The sequence below is a fragment of the Cupriavidus lacunae genome, assembly GCF_003353055.1.
Lineage (GTDB): Bacteria > Pseudomonadota > Gammaproteobacteria > Burkholderiales > Burkholderiaceae > Cupriavidus > Cupriavidus lacunae.
In genome coordinates, this window is the sequence record NZ_QKWJ01000117.1 from 1 (window position 1) to 18,680 (window position 18,680).

The 18,680-nt window shown below is 63.0% G+C and carries 16 protein-coding genes, 1 tRNA gene and 1 pseudogene; 12 read left to right on the forward strand and 6 right to left on the reverse strand.

Annotated elements, in window-relative coordinates; genetic code table 11:
* From DN412_RS39085 to loiP, 8 genes and pseudogenes are all read left to right on the forward strand, one after another.
* Positions 1 to 304, forward strand: a pseudogene (locus DN412_RS39085) (transposase); the annotation flags it as partial.
* A 233-nt stretch (positions 305 to 537) separates the two neighbouring features.
* Positions 538 to 2,277: a thiamine pyrophosphate-binding protein gene (locus DN412_RS39090; RefSeq protein ID WP_425267485.1), complete on the forward strand. Its 1,740-nt coding sequence runs from the start codon at positions 538 to 540 to the stop codon at positions 2,275 to 2,277.
* A gap of 48 nt (positions 2,278 to 2,325) precedes the next feature.
* Positions 2,326 to 2,823: a ribonuclease E activity regulator RraA gene (rraA, locus tag DN412_RS39095; RefSeq protein ID WP_115216433.1), complete on the forward strand. Its 498-nt coding sequence runs from the start codon at positions 2,326 to 2,328 to the stop codon at positions 2,821 to 2,823.
* Between the two features lie 2 nt (positions 2,824 to 2,825).
* Positions 2,826 to 3,242: a gamma-glutamylcyclotransferase family protein gene (locus DN412_RS39100; protein WP_115216434.1), complete on the forward strand. Its 417-nt coding sequence runs from the start codon at positions 2,826 to 2,828 to the stop codon at positions 3,240 to 3,242.
* Between the two features lie 97 nt (positions 3,243 to 3,339).
* Positions 3,340 to 4,293: an alpha/beta fold hydrolase gene (locus DN412_RS39105; RefSeq protein WP_115216435.1), complete on the forward strand. Its 954-nt coding sequence runs from the start codon at positions 3,340 to 3,342 to the stop codon at positions 4,291 to 4,293.
* Positions 4,294 to 4,630: 337 nt separating this feature from the next.
* Positions 4,631 to 5,926 carry an isocitrate lyase gene (gene aceA, locus DN412_RS39110; RefSeq protein WP_115216436.1) on the forward strand — a complete coding sequence of 432 codons (1,296 nt, stop codon included), beginning with the start codon at positions 4,631 to 4,633 and terminating at the stop codon, positions 5,924 to 5,926.
* Between the two features lie 180 nt (positions 5,927 to 6,106).
* A tRNA-Met gene (locus DN412_RS39115) sits at positions 6,107 to 6,182 on the forward strand.
* Between the two features lie 240 nt (positions 6,183 to 6,422).
* Positions 6,423 to 7,184, forward strand: a complete 762-nt coding sequence (gene loiP / locus DN412_RS39120) for a metalloprotease LoiP (RefSeq protein ID WP_115216437.1) — start codon at positions 6,423 to 6,425, stop codon at positions 7,182 to 7,184.
* A 77-nt stretch (positions 7,185 to 7,261) separates the two neighbouring features.
* On the opposite strand, the gene DN412_RS39125 is transcribed toward loiP, so the two are convergent.
* Both DN412_RS39125 and DN412_RS39130 read right to left on the reverse strand, forming a co-directional pair.
* Positions 7,262 to 7,696 (reverse strand): universal stress protein, encoded by a 435-nt coding sequence (locus DN412_RS39125; RefSeq protein ID WP_078196699.1) that lies wholly within the window; start codon positions 7,694 to 7,696, stop codon positions 7,262 to 7,264.
* A gap of 174 nt (positions 7,697 to 7,870) precedes the next feature.
* Positions 7,871 to 8,821 carry a LysR family transcriptional regulator gene (locus DN412_RS39130; protein WP_115216438.1) on the reverse strand — a complete coding sequence of 317 codons (951 nt, stop codon included), beginning with the start codon at positions 8,819 to 8,821 and terminating at the stop codon, positions 7,871 to 7,873.
* 292 nt (positions 8,822 to 9,113) lie between these two features.
* Here DN412_RS39130 and DN412_RS39135 point away from each other — a divergent pair, with 292 nt between their 5' ends.
* Entirely contained in the window at positions 9,114 to 9,815 is a 702-nt protein-coding gene (locus DN412_RS39135) for a haloacid dehalogenase type II (RefSeq protein WP_078196697.1), read from the forward strand.
* 50 nt (positions 9,816 to 9,865) lie between these two features.
* Entirely contained in the window at positions 9,866 to 11,452 is a 1,587-nt protein-coding gene (gene aceB, locus DN412_RS39140; RefSeq protein WP_115216439.1) for a malate synthase A, read from the forward strand.
* A gap of 95 nt (positions 11,453 to 11,547) precedes the next feature.
* Here aceB and DN412_RS39145 read toward each other — a convergent pair whose 3' ends face one another.
* Positions 11,548 to 11,946, reverse strand: a complete 399-nt coding sequence (locus DN412_RS39145; RefSeq protein ID WP_341868105.1) for a DUF2325 domain-containing protein — start codon at positions 11,944 to 11,946, stop codon at positions 11,548 to 11,550.
* Positions 11,947 to 12,520: 574 nt separating this feature from the next.
* Complete coding sequence (locus DN412_RS39150) at positions 12,521 to 13,786, reverse strand: IS256 family transposase (protein WP_078197948.1); 1,266 nt, start codon at positions 13,784 to 13,786, stop codon at positions 12,521 to 12,523.
* 437 nt (positions 13,787 to 14,223) lie between these two features.
* Between DN412_RS39150 and DN412_RS39155 the strand changes: the two genes are divergently transcribed.
* Together DN412_RS39155 and DN412_RS39160 are read left to right on the forward strand one after the other, a co-directional pair.
* Entirely contained in the window at positions 14,224 to 15,516 is a 1,293-nt protein-coding gene (locus tag DN412_RS39155) for an IS110 family RNA-guided transposase (protein ID WP_244223039.1), read from the forward strand.
* 271 nt (positions 15,517 to 15,787) lie between these two features.
* Positions 15,788 to 16,729, forward strand: coding sequence for a histone deacetylase family protein (locus tag DN412_RS39160; protein ID WP_115216441.1), 942 nt, complete (start codon positions 15,788 to 15,790; stop codon positions 16,727 to 16,729).
* A 120-nt stretch (positions 16,730 to 16,849) separates the two neighbouring features.
* Here DN412_RS39160 and DN412_RS39165 read toward each other — a convergent pair whose 3' ends face one another.
* Both DN412_RS39165 and DN412_RS39170 read right to left on the reverse strand, forming a co-directional pair.
* The gene (locus DN412_RS39165; protein WP_161564115.1) at positions 16,850 to 17,920 is read right to left on the reverse strand and encodes an acyltransferase family protein; all 1,071 of its coding nucleotides are present in this window, start codon (positions 17,918 to 17,920) and stop codon (positions 16,850 to 16,852) included.
* Between the two features lie 19 nt (positions 17,921 to 17,939).
* Positions 17,940 to 18,125 (reverse strand): hypothetical protein, encoded by a 186-nt coding sequence (locus DN412_RS39170; protein ID WP_115216443.1) that lies wholly within the window; start codon positions 18,123 to 18,125, stop codon positions 17,940 to 17,942.
* Positions 18,126 to 18,680 lie beyond the last annotated feature (555 nt).

Below are 18,680 nucleotides of genomic sequence, written 5' to 3' on the forward strand. Positions count from 1 at the left end.
GCTGGCGGCGGTAAAGTCCAACACCGGCGAAATGCCGGCACAGACCTTGGCCGATGCGGGATTCCGTAGCGAGGCAGTCCTGGCGAAGGTCGCCGATCACCACGGCGAGGTCATCGTTGCCCTGGGTCGAGAGGGGCGTGAGGATGCCAAGGTCAATGCCCAGACCCATCCGCACACGGCGGCGATGGCGGTGAAGTTGAAAACGGAACAGGGCGAGGCTGCCTACCGCCGACGCAAGGCGATCGTCGAAGCCCCGAATGGCTGGATCAAGGCCGTGATGGGATTCCGCCAGTTCAGCATGAGGGNCGGGTGACTCAAGAGGACCCCAGTCGTCATAACACGCTGCGCGCCGCAAGATTGGCATCCTTGGCGCCGACGCCTTGCCAATTGCGGAGAGCGCCGCCGCCATCGTCAGCGCTCTACAAAGAACCGGTCACACGGCTCTGCCGCGCAGCCTCCTAGCCCGCCTGGTCCGCCTGGTCCCGGCAAGGATGCCTGGCCACCGCTTTCCGAATTCGATTGCCTGAGGATGCTTTCATGTCAATGACGCCGGCCAACGCCACCCAGCCTGACGATTCCGAACACGGCACGCCGCTGCCGGGCGGCCATATCCTGGTCGATGCGCTGCTGACGCACGGCGCCGAGCTGGCCTTCGGCGTGCCGGGTGAAAGCTACCTGGCCGTGCTGGACGGCTTCCACCGCCGCCGCGACCAGATGCGCTTCATCATCTGCCGCCAGGAGGGCGGGGCCGCCGTCATGGCCGAGGCCTACGGCAAGCTGACCGGCCGCCCCGGGCTGGCCTTCTGCACGCGCGGGCCGGGCGCCACCAATGCCAGCATCGGCGTGCACACCGCCTTCCAGGACTCGACGCCGCTGATCTTGTTCATCGGCCAGGTCGGCACCGACTTCATGGACCGCGAGGCCTTCCAGGAAATCGACTACCGCCGCATGTTCAGTCAGATGGCCAAGTGGGTGGCGCAGATCGACCGGGTCGAGCGCATCCCCGAATACATTGCGCGCGCCTACCAGACCGCCACCTCGGGCCGCCCGGGTCCGGTGGTGCTGGCGCTGCCCGAAGACATGCTGTCGCAGACCGCCGCCGTGCCGCAGCTGCAGGCCTACCAGCGCGTCATGAGCTGGCCGGGCGAAGCCGACCTGGCACGGCTGGCCGAGATGCTCAACGCCGCAGAGCGTCCCTTCGTGCTGGCCGGCGGCAGCGGCTGGACCCCGCAGGCCTGTGCCGACCTGCAGGCCTTTGCCGAGCGCTTCGCGCTGCCGGTGGGCTGCGCCTTCCGCGGCCAGGACCTGTTCGACAACCGCCATCCCAACTACGCCGGCGATGTCGGCATCGGCATCAACCCGGCACTGGCCGAGCGGGTCCGCAATGCCGACCTGGTGCTGGCCATCGGCCCGCGGCTGGGCGAGATGACGACTGGCGGCTACGCGCTGATCGCCGCGCCGCGGCCCGCGCAGAAGCTGATCCACGTGCATGCCGGCGCGGAGGAGCTGGGCAGCGTGTACCAGGCCGACCTGATGGTCCAGGCGTCGATGCCGGCCATCGCCGCACGCCTGGCCGGCCTGAAGCCCGCCGCCGCGCCGCGCTGGCAGGCGTGGACGGCAGCCGCGCATGCCGACTACGAGCGCTACCTGCAGCCGCCTCCGTTCACGGGGCAGGGCGTGGACATGGCCGAAGTCATCCGCACGCTGGACCAGATGCTGCCAGCCGATGCCGTGGTGACCAACGGCGCCGGCAACTATGCCGGCTGGCTGCACCGTTATTTCCGCTATCGCCCGTTCACCAGCGGCGGCCGCGGCCAGCTGGCGCCGACCAGCGGCGCCATGGGCTATGGCGTGCCGGCCGCGGTCGGCGCCAAGATCGCATTCCCGCAGCGCACCGTGGTGGCGCTGGCCGGCGACGGCTGCTTCCTGATGAACGGCCAGGAACTTGCGACGTCGATGCAATACCAGGCGCCGGTGATCTTTATCGTCGTCAATAACGGCATGTACGGCACCATCCGGATGCACCAGGAACGCGAATACCCGACCCATGTATCGGGCACCGAGCTGCACAACCCCGACTTTGCCGCGCTGGCGCGCGCCTATGGCGCGCGCGGCGCCACCGTGACCACGACCGAAGCCTTTGCGCCCGCATTGCGCGAGGCCCTGGCCGCGCCGGTGTCGACGCTGATCGAGATCCAGGTCGACCCGGACGTGATCACGCCGCGCACCACGCTGAGCGCAATCCGCGCGCAGGCGCTGGCCAGCCAGCAACAGTGAGGCCGTAAGGCCCGACCGGATTCTTTCTTACCTGTCAGGAGACTATCGATGAAGCCCGTCACCACCGACCTGTGCGACGCGCATGAAGACCGCCTTGCCGGCGGCACCCTGCGCGTGATGGCGCCGGTGTTCCGCGCCTTCGGCAAGCAGGGCGCCTTTGCCGGCCCCGCCGCCACGCTCAAAGTGTTCGAAGACAACTCGCTGGTGCGCACCGCGCTGGAGGCGCCGGGCCAGGGCCGCGTGCTGGTCATCGACGGCGGCGGCTCGCTGCGCTGCGCGCTGGTCGGCGGCAACCTTGGCCTGCTGGCCGAGAAGAACGGCTGGGTCGGCATCGTCGTCAACGGCTGCATCCGCGATACCGCCGAACTGGACGTGTGCGACATCGGCATCCGCGCGCTGGCCGTCCATCCGCAGAAAAGCCAGAAGCACAACGTGGGCGAGAGCGATGTCGCCGTGCAGATGCCTGGCGCGGTCGTGCGCCCGGGCAACTGGATCTACGTCGACGCCGACGGCGTGCTGGTCTCGGACGAAAAACTGGAGGGCTGAGCATGCCGCGCGTCTTTGTCTACGGCACGCTGCGCGCCGGCGAGGTCAACGACCTGAACGCCGCCGCCCGTCGCCACGGCATTGCCGCGCCCACGCTGCTGGGTACGGGGACGGTGGCGGGCAGGCTTTATGACTTCGGCACCTATCCCGGCCTGGTGCTGGATGCCGGCGGCGGGCAGGTCGTGGGCGATATCTACGAGATTCCTGACGCGCTGTTGCCAGTGCTGGATGAGATCGAAGAGGTCTATCCCGGCCAGGCCACACTGTTCGTGCGCGAGGAACAAGCCGTGCTGCACAACGGCCAGCCGGTCGCCTGCCTGCTGTATCCGGTGGCCGAATCCGCGGTGGCCACACTGCCGCGCATCGACAGTGGTGACTGGGTGGCTTATCGCCGTGGACGCGGTACGGCCGGGGCCTGAGCCCCGGCTCGTTTCAAACAGACGGCGCCCATTCGCGGCGCCGTCTGCTTTTGCGTAGCATGGCCGACGATGACATCGACCAAGGGAATCGACGGCCATGAACGCTCCGCAATCCCCGCAGCCGCAGCGCCTTCCTCAGCAGTTCTTCATTGATGCCGGCGAGGTGCTGCTGTCCGTCACCAGCTGGGGCGAGCCGGGCCCGGCGCGGCCCACGATCGTGCTGGTCCACGGCTATCCCGACAACAGCGAGGTCTGGCACGGCGTGGCCGCGCAACTGGCGGGGCGCTTCCATGTGGTGGCCTATGACGTGCGTGGGGCAGGGCGCTCGACCGCGCCGCGTGCGACCAGCGCTTACCGGCTGCAGAAGCTGGCCGACGACTTTGTCGCCGTGATCGACGCGGTATCGCCGCAGCGCCCCGTGCACCTGGTCGGACACGACTGGGGTTCGATCCAGAGCTGGGAATTCGTTACCGATGCACGCCTCCAAGGGCGCATCGCCTCATTTACCTCGTGCTCCGGCCCATGCCTGGATCACGCGGCTATCGGCCTGCGCGAACTGCGCGGGCAACGCTCGCTGGCGGCGTTGGGCAAGACGCTGCGGCAACTGGCGGCATCCTGGTACATCGGCGCCTTCCACCTGCCGTGCCTCCCGGAACTGACATGGCGGCTGTGGCTGGGCCGTGCATGGCCGCGCTACCTGCGGCTGACCGAGGGCTTGGGCATCGGACCCAGCGCCACGCAGACCGCCGACGGCTGCCACGGCGTGCGCTTGTATCGCGCCAACTTCCTGCCTGTGCTGCGCGCGCCGCGCCAGCGTCATGCCCATGCGCCGGTGCAGGTGATCGTGCCGCTGCATGACCGTTACGTGAAGCCTGCGCTGACGGAGGACCTGCAACGCTGGACCACGCGGCTTTGGCGCCGGACGGTGCCTGCCCACCATTGGCTGCCGCTGGCCGATGCGCCAGGGTTTGCGGGCATGGTGCGGGAATTTATCGAGCATATGGAAGGGGCGCCGGCCTCACCAACGCTGCTTGCCGCTCGCCTCCGATAGCGGGCGCAGCGCATTCTGCTCATTTTTCACGATGTGGAAAGACGTTTTGGACCGCAAAAATACATGGTTTGCGTAGCACAAGACCATTTCTCATGATGGAAGATTATATTCCGCATCGTGAAAATAGTTTGCTAAGCCATTGAATTATAAAAATAAAAAATCTGTGTGGTAACCATCGATCAGGGTTGTTGCAACGCGGGATGGTTCTCTACACTCTTATATAAGACACATGACCTGAAACGCGAAAAACAGCGGCCCACGCAACAGCACCGCGACGCAGCCCAGACCAGGTGATCAAGAGATTCTCAGCCATCCGGCAATCATCAGGAGAGTGACCATGACCCGCCAAGAACAGATCCAGGCCCTGCAGAAAGACTGGGACACCAATCCCCGCTGGAAGGGTATCAAGCGCAACTTCACCGCCGAAGACGTGGTGCGCCTGCGTGGTTCGGTCCAGGTCGAGCACACCCTGGCACGCCGTGGCTCCGAAAAGCTGTGGAACCTGCTGCACACCGAGCCGTTCGTCAACTCGCTGGGCGCCCTGACCGGCAACCAGGCCATGCAGCAAGTGAAGGCCGGCCTGAAGGCCATCTACCTGTCGGGCTGGCAAGTCGCAGGCGACGCCAACCTGGCCGGTGAAATGTACCCCGACCAGTCGCTGTACCCGGCCAACTCGGTGCCGCAAGTCGTGAAGCGCATCAACAACACTTTCCAGCGCGCCGACCAGATCCAGTGGAGCGAAGGCAAGGGCGACACTGACTTCTTCGCCCCGATCGTGGCTGACGCTGAAGCCGGCTTCGGCGGCGTGCTGAACGCGTTCGAACTGATGAAGTCCATGATCGAAGCGGGCGCCGCCGGCGTGCACTTCGAAGACCAGTTGGCATCGGTGAAGAAGTGCGGCCACATGGGTGGCAAGGTGCTGGTCCCGACCCGCGAAGCCGTCGCCAAGCTGACCGCTGCCCGCCTGGCCGCCGACGTCTCGGGCGTGCCGACCCTGGTGATCGCCCGTACCGACGCCGAAGCCGCCGACTTGCTGACCTCGGATGTGGACGACAACGACAAGCCGTTCTGCACTGGCGAGCGCACCGTGGAAGGCTTCTACCGCGTGAAGAACGGCCTGGAGCAGTCGATCTCGCGCGCCCTGGCCTACGCTGAAGTGGCTGACCTGGTGTGGTGCGAAACCGGCAAGCCGGACCTCGAGTTCGCCAAGAAGTTTGCCGAAGCCGTGCACGCCAAGTTCCCGGGCAAAATGCTGGCCTACAACTGCTCGCCGTCGTTCAACTGGAAGAAGAACCTGGACGACGCCACCATCGCCAAGTTCCAGAAGGAACTGGGCGCCATGGGCTACAAGTTCCAGTTCATCACGCTGGCTGGCTTCCACTCGCTGAACTACTCGATGTTCAACCTGGCCTACGGCTACGCCCGCAACCAGATGAGCGCGTTCGTGGAACTGCAGGAAGCCGAGTTCAAGGCCGCCGAGAAGGGCTTCACCGCGGTCAAGCACCAGCGCGAAGTCGGCACCGGCTACTTCGACGCCGTGACCCAGACCATCGAAGGCGGCCAGTCGTCGACGACCGCACTGAAGGGTTCGACCGAAGACGAGCAGTTCTTCGAAGACAAGAAAGTGGCCTGACCCTCCTGGTCACCCCCGCCGGGACGTGGGTCCGGCGGTTAAAGAAGGCGTGCGACCATCACGCTTTCTGATTTAGGCGCCGCGCCGTTCTCTCTCAGGGACGGCGCGGTTTTTTTATGCATGCTGAATCCAGTACCAATAAAGCTATCCAGATGCTGCCGACTCGGGTATATTTCGCCCCGCGGGGTGGAGCAGTTGGCAGCTCGTCGGGCTCATAACCCGAAGGTCGCAGGTTCAAGTCCTGCCCCCGCAACCAGATTCCGAAAGCCCGCCCGGTTCGCGCCGCGCGGGCTTTTTGTCTTGGCGAACCAACACCGTTGCCAGACCGCGCGCCGGCGTCGAACTGAGCCTGCGGCGGGGCGAATCTACCGGAATGCAATAAATTGTCATTTTTGGCGAATTGCAGTATTTGGGTGATTCCATCCGTAGGAGAGATGCCTTAAAGTGCCGGAGCCCTTATCGGCACTTTCCGAGCCACTCCTCCCAGAACAACATCATGAAAGCATCTCTCTCGCTCGCTTCCTGCGCCGTCGCGGCGGCACTGCTGGCCGGCTGCTCCGGCGGCATGCCCACCAATGTCGATGGCCTGATGAGCGCCGGTACGTCGCTGGCCAAGGCCGCCACGCTGTCCGACGCCGACGTCAAGAGCCTGTCCGACCAGGCTTGCGCCGAGTCTGACAAGACCAACAAGATCGCCGCTGCCAACACCACCTACAGCAAGCGCCTGGTCAAGATCATGAGTGGGCTGAAGAACAGCGACGTGCCCAACGTCAACGCCAAGGTCTACATGACCAAGGACGTCAATGCCTGGGCCATGGCCAACGGCTGCGTGCGCGTATACAGCGGCCTGATGGACATGATGACCGACGACGAAGTGCGCGGCGTGCTGGGCCATGAGCTGGGCCACGTGGCGCTGGGCCATACCAAGAAGGCGATGCAGGTTGCCTACACCGCCACGGCCGCACGCGGCGCGGCGGCAGCGGCCGGTAACGGCGCGGTGGCGGCGCTGTCGCAGTCGCAGTTGGGCGACCTGGGCGAGAAGCTGATCAACGCGCAGTTCTCGCAGTCGCAGGAAAGCGCGGCGGATGACTACTCGTTCGACCTGCTGACCAAGAACAAGGCCAGTACGCGCGGGCTGGTGACGGCATTCCAGAAGCTGGCCAAGCTGGACGGCGGCAAGTCCAGCATGTTCTCGTCGCACCCGGGCTCGGAAGACCGCGCCAGGCATATCGAGCAGCGCATCAGCAAGGCTTCATAAGCGGCCCGCACAAGCAAAGAGCCGCCCGCACCGGTCCTGCCGGTGCGGGCGGCTTTGCTTTGGCGCGGTGCGCCGCGTCAGCGGTAGACGATCACCGGGATGTCGGTATGCGTCAGCACCTTCTGCGTCTCGCTGCCCAGCAACAGGCCGGACAGCCCGCGCCGGCCATGCGAGGCCATGAAGATCACGTCGCAGTCATGGCGCTCGGCCGCGTCGATGATGCCCAGGTAGGGCACGGCAAAGGTCGACATGTCGGTGTCGAAGGTCACGCCGGCCGCCGCAGCCAGGTTTTCGATTTCCTTCAGGTACAGCTTCGCCTGGTTCTCGATGCGGTCCTTGAAGGCCTGCGGGGCTTCGACCACGATCTCGCTGAACGGGGTGTAGGGATACTCCTCCAGGCAGACATAGGCCGTGACGCGCGCGCCGATGGTCTTGGCGAGCTCCAGCCCGCCGTTGATGGCCTTCTTGGAGAGTTCCGAGCCGTCGGTGGGTAGCAAGATGTGTTGGAACATGCGGGGCTCCTTTTCGGACTAGGGATCGGGGCAGGGCAGCCAGCTGGCACCGGGGACGCCGGGGCACCGGGAAGCGCCTGTCTCGAATCCATTGTAGTCAGTGTGCCGAGAAGGTCATTGCGCAATGTCAATTGCAATGAAAGTGTCTCAGCATGCCGGCCGCAGCACTTTCCTTCAGTTCGCCAGGGCCTCCGCCACCGGCAGGGCCGCGGCCTGTTCGGCCCGGCGCCAGTAGGACGGGTTGCCGTACGTGTTTTTCAGGTGATCGATAAACAGCCGCACGCGCAGCGGCAGGTGCTTGCGCTGCGGAAACACCGCATGGATGCCGATCGGCGGCGCCTGGAACTCATCGAGCACCGTCACCAGCCGCCCGCTGGCGATCTCGTTGCCCACCTCCCACCAGGAGCGCCACGCCAGCCCGTTGCCCTGCAGGCACCACTCATGCAGCACCGCACCGTCGCTGCATTCCATGGTGCCGCCCACCTTGACTGTGACCGCGCGGCCTTCCTCCTGGAACACCCAGCCGCGCTGCATATTGGCGCTGGCGCCAAATGCAAGGCAGTTATGGCGCTGCAGGTCCTCAGGCATCTTGGGGCGCCCGGCGCGCGCCAGGTACTCCGGCGAGGCCACCACCACGCGGCGCGTCTCGGCCAGGCGGATCGATACCAGGCTGGAATCGGGCAGGTCGCCCAGGCGGATGGCGCAGTCGAAGCCTTCGTTGACCAGGTCGACCACGCGGTCGGACAGGTCCAGCGTGATCGACACATCCGGGTGCGACTCAATGAACAGCGGCAACAGCGGCGCCACGTGCTTGCGGCCATAGCCCGCCGGGGCGGTCACGCGCAGGTGCCCGCTGGCCTTGACGCCGCCGGCGGAGACGCTGGCCTCGGCGTTGTGCAGGTCGTTCAGGATGCGCTGGCAGTCTTCCAGGAAGGCCGAGCCCTCGAACGTCAGGCTGATCTTGCGCGTGGTGCGTACCAGCAGCTTGACGCCCAGGCGCTCTTCCAACGCGTCGATGCGCCGCCCGATGATGGCCGGCGCCACGCCTTCAGCCGCCGCCGCTGCGGACAGGCTGCCGCGCGAAGCGACGGATACAAAGGTCTCCAGTTGTTTGAAATGGTCCACAAATGTTCGCCTGATGTGCCCGCGGTTGCCCCGCGGTGTGCCGGCCTGGTCACGCAATCGGTGGTGTTGGGGCCATTTGGCCGGCAGTGAGGAGGATTTGGTGCGGAGTTTTGTTTTAGTCAGCCAAGATTAGTGGCGTAAAAGTAAAAGATCAAGTGACCCACGACCACTTTGCCGCACTGCAGCGTCTCCCTACAATTCGATGCATTCAATGGTGTACAGAGCCACGCAGCTGTGGTCTGGCCGTCCATCCACCCAGTCGCCCGTACCGTCGCAGGTTGCCCAGGCCCTAATGAACAAGATCCGCGCAGTCGTCTTCGATGCCTATGGCACGCTGTTCGACGTGTACTCCGTCACCGCGCGCGCGGAACAACTGTTCCCGGGGCGCGGCGAGGCGCTGGCGCTGCTGTGGCGGGACCGGCAGATCGACTACACGCGCATCCGTACCATGGCCGCTCCCGATGGCTCGCGCTACAAGCCGTTCTGGGCGATCACGGTGGACGCGCTGCGCTACGCCGCCGAGCGCCTGAACCTGACGCTCGATGAAGCGGCCGAAGCGCAGCTGCTCAAGGAATACGCGTGTTTGTCGGCGTTCCCGGAGAACCTGGGTGCGCTCAAGCGCCTGCGCCGCGCCGGGCTGCCGCTGGGCATTCTGTCCAACGGCAACGCCGAGATGCTCGACATCTCTGTCAAGAGCGCCGGCATGCATGGCCTGTTCGACCACGTGCTCTCGGTGGATGCCGTGCGCCAATACAAGACCGCGCCGGCCGCTTACGCGCTGGGGCCGCAAGCCTTCAGCCTGCCCGCGGAAGAGATGCTCTTTGTCTCGTCCAACGGCTGGGACGCCTGCGGCGCCACCTGGTACGGCTACACCACGTTCTGGATCAACCGTGCCGGCCATCCGGCGGAGCGGCTCGACGTAGCCCCCTCCGGCACCGGGCACGACATGAACGACCTGCTGGATTTCGTCCGCGCGCGTGGCGTGGCGGTATAGCAGGGTCCCTTCAACCAAGCCTTATCGCTATCGAACACAGGAGAAGACTGATGGCTATCACGCTGCCCGCGGGCATGAAGATTACCGGCGAGATCCTGCCGGCCTACGAAGATATCCTCACGCCGGAAGCCCTGGCCCTGGTAGACAAGCTGCACCGCGCCTTCGAACCGCGCCGTCAGGAACTGCTGGCCGCGCGCGTGGCACGCGCCAAGCGCCTGGACGCCGGTGAGCTCCCCGACTTCCTGCCGGAAACCAAGAGCATCCGTGAAGGCGACTGGAAAGTTGCCCCGATCCCCCAGGCGCTGGAATGCCGCCGCGTGGAAATCACCGGCCCGGTCGAGGCCAAGATGGTCATCAACGCCTTCAACTCGGGCGCTGACAGCTACATGACCGACTTCGAGGATTCCAACACCCCCAACTGGCACAACCAGCTGCAGGGCCAGGTCAACCTGAAGGCCGCCGTGCGCCGCACGCTGACCCTGGAATCGAAGGGCAAGCAGTACAAGCTGAACGACAAGATCGCCACCCTGCAAGTGCGTCCGCGCGGCTGGCACCTGGATGAGAAGCACGTCACCATCGACGGCAAGCGCGTCTCGGGCGGCATCTTCGACTTCGCGCTGTTCCTGATCCACAATGCCAAGGAGCAAATCGCCCGCGGCGCTGGCCCGTTCTTCTACCTGCCCAAGATGGAAAGCCATCTGGAAGCACGCCTGTGGAACGACATCTTCGTGATGGCGCAGAACGAAATCGGCCTGCCGCAAGGCACCATCAAGGCCACCGTCCTGATCGAAACGATCCTGGCGGCGTTCGAGATGGACGAAATCCTGTATGAGCTGCGCGAGCACAGCGCTGGCCTGAACGCCGGCCGCTGGGACTACATCTTCTCGTGCATCAAGAAGTTCAAGAACGACAAGGACTTCTGCCTGGCCGACCGCGCCAAGGTGACGATGACCGCGCCGTTCATGCGTGCCTACGCACTGCTGCTGCTCAAGACCTGCCACCACCGCGGTGCCCCCGCCATGGGCGGCATGAGCGCCCTGATCCCGATCAAGAACGATCCGGAGAAGAACGCCATCGCCATGGAAGGCATCATCAGCGACAAGCGCCGCGATGCCACCGACGGCTACGACGGAGGCTGGGTGGCCCACCCGGGCCTGGTCGATCCGGCCATGAAGGAATTCGTGGCAGTGCTGGGCGACAAGCCGAACCAGTTCGGCAAGCAACGCCCGGACGTGCAAGTGAAGGGCGCCGACCTGCTCGACTTCAAGCCGGAAACGCCGATCACCGAGCACGGCCTGCGCATGAACATCAACGTCGGCATCCATTACCTGGGCGCCTGGCTGGACGGCAACGGCTGCGTGCCGATCCACAACCTGATGGAAGACGCCGCCACCGCCGAGATCTCGCGCTCGCAGGTGTGGCAGTGGATCCGCTCGCCGAAGGGCAAGCTGGAAGACGGCACCAAGGTGACGGCTGAACTGGTGCGCAAGCTGATTCCGGAAGAGCTGGCCAAGGTGAAGGAACTGGTGGGTGGCGATACCAAGACGTATGACCGTGCTGCCGAGATTTTCGAGCAGATGTCTACGTCGGAGGATTTCGCCGAGTTCCTGACGCTGCCGCTGTATGAGGAAGTTTGAGCGGGAGTAGGGCTCTTGTAGGATCGAAAAAACCGCGGCTTCGGCTGCGGTTTTTTCTTTTGGGTGTTGTGCCAGACATTGTCGGCGGGCAGTGACTATGATCTGCAGACATCAACGAGCTGGTTGACACCGGCCCCTTGACCGCCAAACAGCCGCACCGCCAGTTCCACGAAGCTGCCAACGCTTGCGCTTCGCACAGGGTGGTAGTCGACGCCCTGCTGCTGGCATACGCGTTTCAACATACTGACCGAATCATGGTCGACACAGTCCACGGGGAAGACGACGATATCCGCGCCTGCCACCATCGCCGGTAGCAGACCCTTGCGCTGTTCCAGTCCGCCGTCGTGTCCCTTGAATTCTCCGCCGGCGTCTTCGATCAGCGTCCTGAGTGCCTTGTTTGCGTTGCGGCGGCCACCCACATACAGGATCCGCTGGCCCGCCAGACCGAAGGGCTGCTGCCGATGCCGTTGATTTTGGCAGGAGGCTCCATGCAAGTACTCTATGTGCGACACGTGCTGCTTGCCCGCAGCGTGTTGGCAGTCTAGTTGTAGCGGGCAGCAAAGCTCGTTGTTGTCTTGTCACGCATGGTAGTCACGTGCCGTGACCTGCTGTACGACCAGCAGTTGCCTACCCAGGCATGCGTCACTGGCAACGGTGAGGTGTGAAGCCCTGGGGACAAAGTACCCGTCGAGAGGCGTGCAGGTTCGGTGACGAATCCGCATGACACTGCAAGCCGCAATGCGGTGTAAGGGCCAGGCAAGTTCCGCATGCGCAAGAGATCTGAATCGCTGTTAAACCTCGTAACTTGCAGCAGGCCAAAACGGCTGGGCCTGAACCAAAAGGTACGCAGTCGGTTGCTCCGCTATAGAGTGGGAGCACGTCGTCATCAGGCTGCCGGGGGAGAAGCGGGCGCTAACCGGATAGGCCGCTGGTTCAGAAGGTTGACCGCGGTCGGCAACGGCGGGAACGTGGTAATCCCGATTCACCGCCACTGCTGCTGCAGTATGATCAGCGATGGCAGGGAGATAAAGTCAATTGTGGTGTACGGGGGATGATCGTGGCCGGGCGTCAGGCGGCGAGTTTCTGCTGAACCGGCGGATTGTCATGCGCCGGAGTTCCGTCCTTGAAGGGAACGCCCTTCAAGAGCAGTTCGATGTGTTCGGCGCCATTGATGCGGCGCCATGTTTTCTCGGCTTCCTCGATCAGCTTGAAGGCCAGGCCAAGGAAGGTTGCTCGTGACACACAATTGCGCGTGCGCGTCGTGCGGTGACGCACGGTCGCGAAGGTCGACTCAATCGCGTTCGTCGTGCGGATGTGCTGCCAGTGCTCGGCCGGGAAGTCGTAGAAGGTCAGCAGGCTGTCTCGATCTTTGGTGAGCACGCCGGTGGCCTTGGGGTACTTGGCGCCGTAGATCGTCACAAAGCGATCGAAAGCGGCATAGGCATCTGCCCTGGTGGCTGCCATCCAAATCGCCTGCAGATCTGCCTTGGCGCGGCCATGCTGGGATTTTGGCAAGGCGTTCAGGACATTGCCCATTTTGTGGAACCAGCAACGCTGGGTACGCGTGGCCGGGAACACCTCCTCCAGGGCAGCCCAGAATCCCATGGCGCCATCGCCGACCGCCGCCAGCGGGCCAGCCTGCAGACCGCGGGATTTCAGGTCCAGCAGTACTTCTGCCCACGATGCCTTCGATTCCCGATAGCCGTCACCGATCGCCACGCGCTCCTTCCTGCCGTCGGGCGTGACACCGATGATCACCAGCAGGCATTGCCCGTCCGAGCCCTCGCTGCGCAGACCCGTGTGGATGCCGTCCACCCACCAATACACATAGCGCGCCGCTGACAGATCGCGCTGATTCCAGCTCGCATGCTCGTCTGCCCACTGCGCCTTCAATCGGCTCACCACGTTGGCCGATAGCCCTTTGGCATCCTCGCCCAGCAGCACCGACAGCGCCTCGCTCATGTCGCCAGTCGAGACTCCCTTCAGGTACAGCCAGGGCAGCGCCGCACTCACCCGCGGCGACTTCCTCACATACGGCGGCACGATCGCCGAGTTGAACTTCACGCCGGAACCGGACCGGTCGCGTACCTTGGGCACCTTCACCGCAATTGGGCCGGCGCCCGTCAGTACCTCGCGCTCCGGGAGGTAGCCATTGCGAACCACGGCGCGCTGCCCGCTCAACGTCTTGACGTTACTGAACTGCTCAAGCAGCTCTGCCAGCTCCACTTCAATCGCCTCCTGGATGACCCGCCGGGCCCCGCGCCTGATCAGCTCCTCGAGCCCAAGCCCGATTTCCGATAGACCGACTGCTTCTTTCCCTTTATCCTTGCTCATGGTGGACCTTTCTTGTGCTGGTTTCCGATCTCGACAATCAGATTCTCAGCGGAAAGCTCCACCGCCCTCTACTCCGCGCCTCAAATTCCCCGTCCGTACACCAGTTTCGACTTTAGCTCGATGGCAGGCGAGCCGCAAGGCAAGCTGTTGGTGGAGCGGGTAAGAGAACGCGCAGAAAGCGAAGGCCGGGCTGTAATGGTCCGGATAGGGGTTCGAACTTTGCCCCAACCCGAAAGGGTGCAGACTTGCGCGAGGTGTGGCTGTCGCGAGCCAATATCTGAGGTCCGAGGTGGGGCAACTTGGAAGAGACTGACGTGCTCTGTTTGACGGCAGTTCAGCGCCCTGCATCTCAGCGATGAGGTGGGTCAACGATAGGACGTGAGCGAAGATCTTGTGCCGTATGGCAAGGCCGGCATCGGGCAAACGGTGTTTTAGCCATGCGCGAGCCGCTTGCGGTGAAAGTCGCTTGGGCGGTTCTTTGGGGAGGGGATGGCGGTGACGCCGTCCTCTTACCCGCTCCCCGCTGTGCCGGCTTGGACGTGCACAAGGACACCATCGTGGCCTGTGTGCGCTGCGTCTCGACGCCGGTCCACCATGAAGTGCGCAGCTTTGACAGCACCACCACCGGGCTGCTGGCGCTGGCCGATTGGCTGGCGCTGCACGGCTGCACCCACGTGGCCATGGAAGCCACCGGGGTGTACTGGAAACCGGTGTGGCACATCCTCGAGGGCAACTTCGAACTGGTGCTGGCCAACGCCCAGCACATCCGCAACGTGCCCGGGCGCAAGACCGATGTCAACGACGCGATGTGGATCGCTGATCTTCTGGCCCATGGGCTGATCCGCTCCAGCTTCGTGCAGCCGGCGGCCATTCAGGAGTTGCGCGATCTCACCCGCACCCGCAAGCAACTCGTGCGCGAGATCTCCCAGCACAGCCTGCGCATCCAGAAAGTGCTCGAAGACGCCAATCTGAAACTTGGCAGCGTGCTCTCAGATGTCCTCGGACACAGCGGCCGCGCCATGCTCAAGGCCATCGTCGATGGCGAGAAAGATCCCGAGCGGCTTGCCGCGCTCGCCCAAGGCAACGCCCGGAAAAAGCACGCGGAATTGCGCGAGGCCCTGAACGGACGCATTACCGAGCACCATCGCACGATGCTTAAGCTGCACCTGGATATCATCGGCGCACTGGAGCACTCGCTCGCCGAACTCGACGCAGTCGTGGGAAAAGCGCTAGCGCCGATCCAACAGCGCGCCCGCCTGCTGACCACGATCCCCGGGGTTAGCAACTTGACCGCCCAGGTCCTGTTGGCGGAGATCGGCGTCGACAAGACGCGCTTTCCCGATGCTGGCCATCTGGTGTCCTGGGCCGGCCTGTGCCCGCGCAATGACGAGAGCGCCGGCAAGCGGCGCAGTACCCGGGTGCGCAAGAGCGGCACCTGGCTCAAAACCGCTTTGGTGACGGCTGCCTGGGCCGCCATACGCGTCAAAACCAGCTACCTGCACGCGCAATTCCTGCGGCTCAAGGCACGGCGCGGCGCTAAGAAAGCCATCCTCGCGGTGGCTGCTTCCATGCTTACGGCCGCCTACCACATGCTCCGGGATGGCACTGAGTATGCGGACCTCGGCCCCGACTACTTCAATCGCCACGACGCCAACAAAACCATCCGCCGACTCCTCAAACGCCTTGCCGACCTTGGGTGCGATGTAGATCCGATTGCTCATGCTGTCTAGCGCTTCCTAGTAGGTCCGTGCAAAAGGGTAGAAGCAGTTGAAGCCGCGCGCAGCGAGATATGCCGCCGTGATACATTGTATATCACAGCCAGTTTGCCATGACTAGCGAGAGGGACTCTCGGCAGATTGCCGCCCACAGCGGCCGCAGCCCGGACACGCTGAGTTGCTATCTACGAAGTTGCTGCTTCTCGCGCCTCAAGTGTCGTGGAGCCAGCCATGCCGACGCGTGACAATAAGGAGACGACGCGGGCCGTGCCGCGTACAGGCGAAAATGACTACCATCGTTTATACCCATGCTGCGTGTCTCGATCATCGTCCCGGGCCCCACCATCCGGAGTCGCCTGAACGTCTGGACGTCGTGCTGCAGGCGTTGCGGTCGCCAGAGTTTTCTTCGTTGGAATGGCGCGATGCGCCAATGGGCACAGTCGAGCAGTTGCAATTGATCCATGAACGGGACTTCATCGATGAGGTCGCGCGGAGCGCTCCGCAGCATGGTTATATGCCACTCGATGCGGGCGACACGGTAATGTCGCCAGGCTCGTGGGAAGCCGTGATGCGCTGCGTTGGCGCAGCTTGTGCTGGCGTCGATGCGGTGATGAACGCGCAGGCGCGCAACGTGTTTTGCGCCACGCGTCCGTGTGGTCATCACGCCGAGCCAGCAAGGGCGATGGGTTTTTGCATTTTCAACCAGGCTGCAATCGCGGCGGCTTATGCTCATGAAGTCCACAAGCTGGAGCGCGTCGCGGTCGTCGATTTCGATGTCCATCATGGCAACGGCACCCAGGCAGCATTCTTCAACCGCCCGGAGTTGTTTTACGCCTCCAGCCACCAGTCGCCTTTCTATCCCGGTACGGGCGCCAGATCCGAGACCGGCGTGAACCACAACATTGTCAATGTCCCGTTGCCCCGTGGTTGTGATTCGGCACTGTTCCGTGCCGGGATCGAATCCGACATGCTGCCGGCGGTACGCCAATTCGACCCCCAACTCATCATCATTTCGGCAGGCTTCGACGCGCATCGCCTGGATCCGCTCGCAGGTATGAACCTCGAGGACAGCGATTTTCGTTGGATTACCAGTGAGCTGATGCATATTGCCGATGCGACGTGCGAAGGGCGTATCGTTTCGATTCTGGAAGGGGGCTATAGCCTGGACGGCTTGGTCACAGGTACGATGGCCCATGTCCGTGCCCTGATGAATATTGATATCAACTGATCGGGCTTACAGGTTGCCGGGACAACGGTGGATACACTGATATATCCGCGGGTTGGTTACCGCATTACAGAGGTCTGCATGAACGTCCCCCGTTTTGCGAAGGTTTTTCAGAACACTACATTAGGCGGGGGTTTTCCGCGCTTCAATGGGAAGGGACTTTCTGCGCAGATAGCGGGTCACGGGGGCCTCGAATTTCAAATAAAAGATATGACCAAAGAGCACGGCAATTGAAATCACCCCAATCCAAATCATGTCACCATAGACGATTCGTGCGCTGTCCAGTTTAGTCAGGACTCGACCGATGAGAGGCAGTACAAAGATGTGAGTAAGATAGAGCGAATAGGAACTGTCGCCGAGCACGCGCAATAGTTTTGGCCAGTGGGTGCTACCGCTACGCTCCATGAGCGCGGCGCCATCCACTATCAAGGCTGCCGGCAGCCCCCATGCGAGAGCGCGCCATTGCAGGTCAATGTTCTCTCGAATTGATGCTGCGGCAAGAGCGCCGCCCAAGGAAAGTACAACAAGGCCGGCGCGTTTTGATACCGGAGGCGCCTTCTGGTAGATCTGACCAATAATGCATCCAAAGACAAATTCCATTGTGATTGGATCTGTGAGAAATGCCAGAAACCCTTGCTGTCGCATGGCGAGGCCGGCAATTACTGCAGTCCCAAAAATCAAAATCAGGCCCGGGATGCGGACTTCTCGTCTTAGGAGAAGCATTGCTGAGAAGACCAGATAAAATAACATCTCGTACGAGAGGGTCCATCCAACATAAAGGATAGGGTACGTAATGCCTGCAGCCCTATCAAGGGTCGGTATGAACAGGCAGGACGCCAAGGTAATTACCCAGTCGAAGCGGGCAGTGTTGAATACGGATGGTGCCGCGGCTAGCGCCAGTGTCATCAATCCAGTAAGTACCCAATAGACTGGTGCGATTCGTATGATGCGATCGCGCATAAAATTGCATGCGACGGACATCCCGCGCGGTCTGTCGCCTGCGATGACCACCATCACAAAGCCGGAGATGACGAAGAAGATGTCGACACCGATCCGCCCCCAGTAGTCAAGCAGATGGGCTAGATGGACGGTCCAGCCATTTCTCTGAACAAGCAGCGCCGCATGGAAGCAAACAACGAGCAGAGCCGCTACCCCGCGAAGCGATTGGATGCCGGAAAGAGTCGTTTGACGCACGTTTTCTTGAAACGGAAAATTATCGATAGTTCGCGATTTTCAACGGCAACGCAGCAAGGACTTGTCCGGTGTATGCCTCGATCGCGGTGGTAAATGCGGTCATTTGCGACGCCGCGGCGCGCTCGGGCGTGCTGCCATAAATGGGTACGTGTCTCATGGTCGCGCTGGGGCAGAACGACGCGTCGAACGGGTAGAAGCGATCCATCCGATCCTCCACTGAGACCGGTGCACACCGTTCGAAGCAACGGTGTGTTCTGATGATCCAGACTAGTGACTCGCCACTTCTTGCGCTGTGCGAAATCGCACGAACTATTGCCAAAGGGCTTCTCGTATCAACAAGTTCGCGACCCGGGGCGGCTTCGCTGAAACCGCAAGGCGCCATTACAACGACGAGCTAGTCACTATCAAATCGACACGCGTCCCGAAACTTCCCCCGGCATGGTGTGAGCGAATCCACGAGATCCTGATGCAGACCTTGGGGCAGCACCTTTCGGTCGGCGGCGATCAGGCAGCGCGAGGGGCTACCTATCAAGACCGGACCGGGAAGCTCGAAGCATTGTCGACGAATGTCTCTTGTCCGCCCTGTGAGGGGACATTCGAGAATCGCTTCTGAGTGACTGGAACTGGCCGACTTCGGCTAGTCCGAAGTTTGAATCAGTGACCAATCTAACCCATTGAAACGCCGGGAGATTTTCAAGCGGCAGAGGCTGGCTACTGGGAACAGGCGGGGTCAATGCCGAGCAGCGCAAAGGCTTTGCGC

Bases quoted from the DNA above. Each gene is read 5' to 3' on its own strand.
- DN412_RS39100 (WP_115216434.1), top strand. From the start codon at position 2,826: ATGCCGCGCGTCTTTGTCTACGGCACGCTGCGCGCCGGCGAGGTCAAC.
- loiP (WP_115216437.1), top strand. From the start codon at position 6,423: ATGAAAGCATCTCTCTCGCTCGCTTCCTGCGCCGTCGCGGCGGCACTG.
- aceA (WP_115216436.1), top strand. From the start codon at position 4,631: ATGACCCGCCAAGAACAGATCCAGGCCCTGCAGAAAGACTGGGACACC.
- DN412_RS39135 (WP_078196697.1), top strand. From the start codon at position 9,114: ATGAACAAGATCCGCGCAGTCGTCTTCGATGCCTATGGCACGCTGTTC.
- DN412_RS39170 (WP_115216443.1), bottom strand. From the start codon at position 18,125: ATGGATCGCTTCTACCCGTTCGACGCGTCGTTCTGCCCCAGCGCGACC.
- rraA (WP_115216433.1), top strand. From the start codon at position 2,326: ATGAAGCCCGTCACCACCGACCTGTGCGACGCGCATGAAGACCGCCTT.
- DN412_RS39150 (WP_078197948.1), bottom strand. From the start codon at position 13,786: ATGAGCAAGGATAAAGGGAAAGAAGCAGTCGGTCTATCGGAAATCGGG.
- DN412_RS39160 (WP_115216441.1), top strand. From the start codon at position 15,788: ATGACTACCATCGTTTATACCCATGCTGCGTGTCTCGATCATCGTCCC.
- DN412_RS39155 (WP_244223039.1), top strand. From the start codon at position 14,224: ATGCGCGAGCCGCTTGCGGTGAAAGTCGCTTGGGCGGTTCTTTGGGGA.
- DN412_RS39105 (WP_115216435.1), top strand. From the start codon at position 3,340: ATGAACGCTCCGCAATCCCCGCAGCCGCAGCGCCTTCCTCAGCAGTTC.
- aceB (WP_115216439.1), top strand. From the start codon at position 9,866: ATGGCTATCACGCTGCCCGCGGGCATGAAGATTACCGGCGAGATCCTG.
- DN412_RS39090 (WP_425267485.1), top strand. From the start codon at position 538: ATGTCAATGACGCCGGCCAACGCCACCCAGCCTGACGATTCCGAACAC.
- DN412_RS39125 (WP_078196699.1), bottom strand. From the start codon at position 7,696: ATGTTCCAACACATCTTGCTACCCACCGACGGCTCGGAACTCTCCAAG.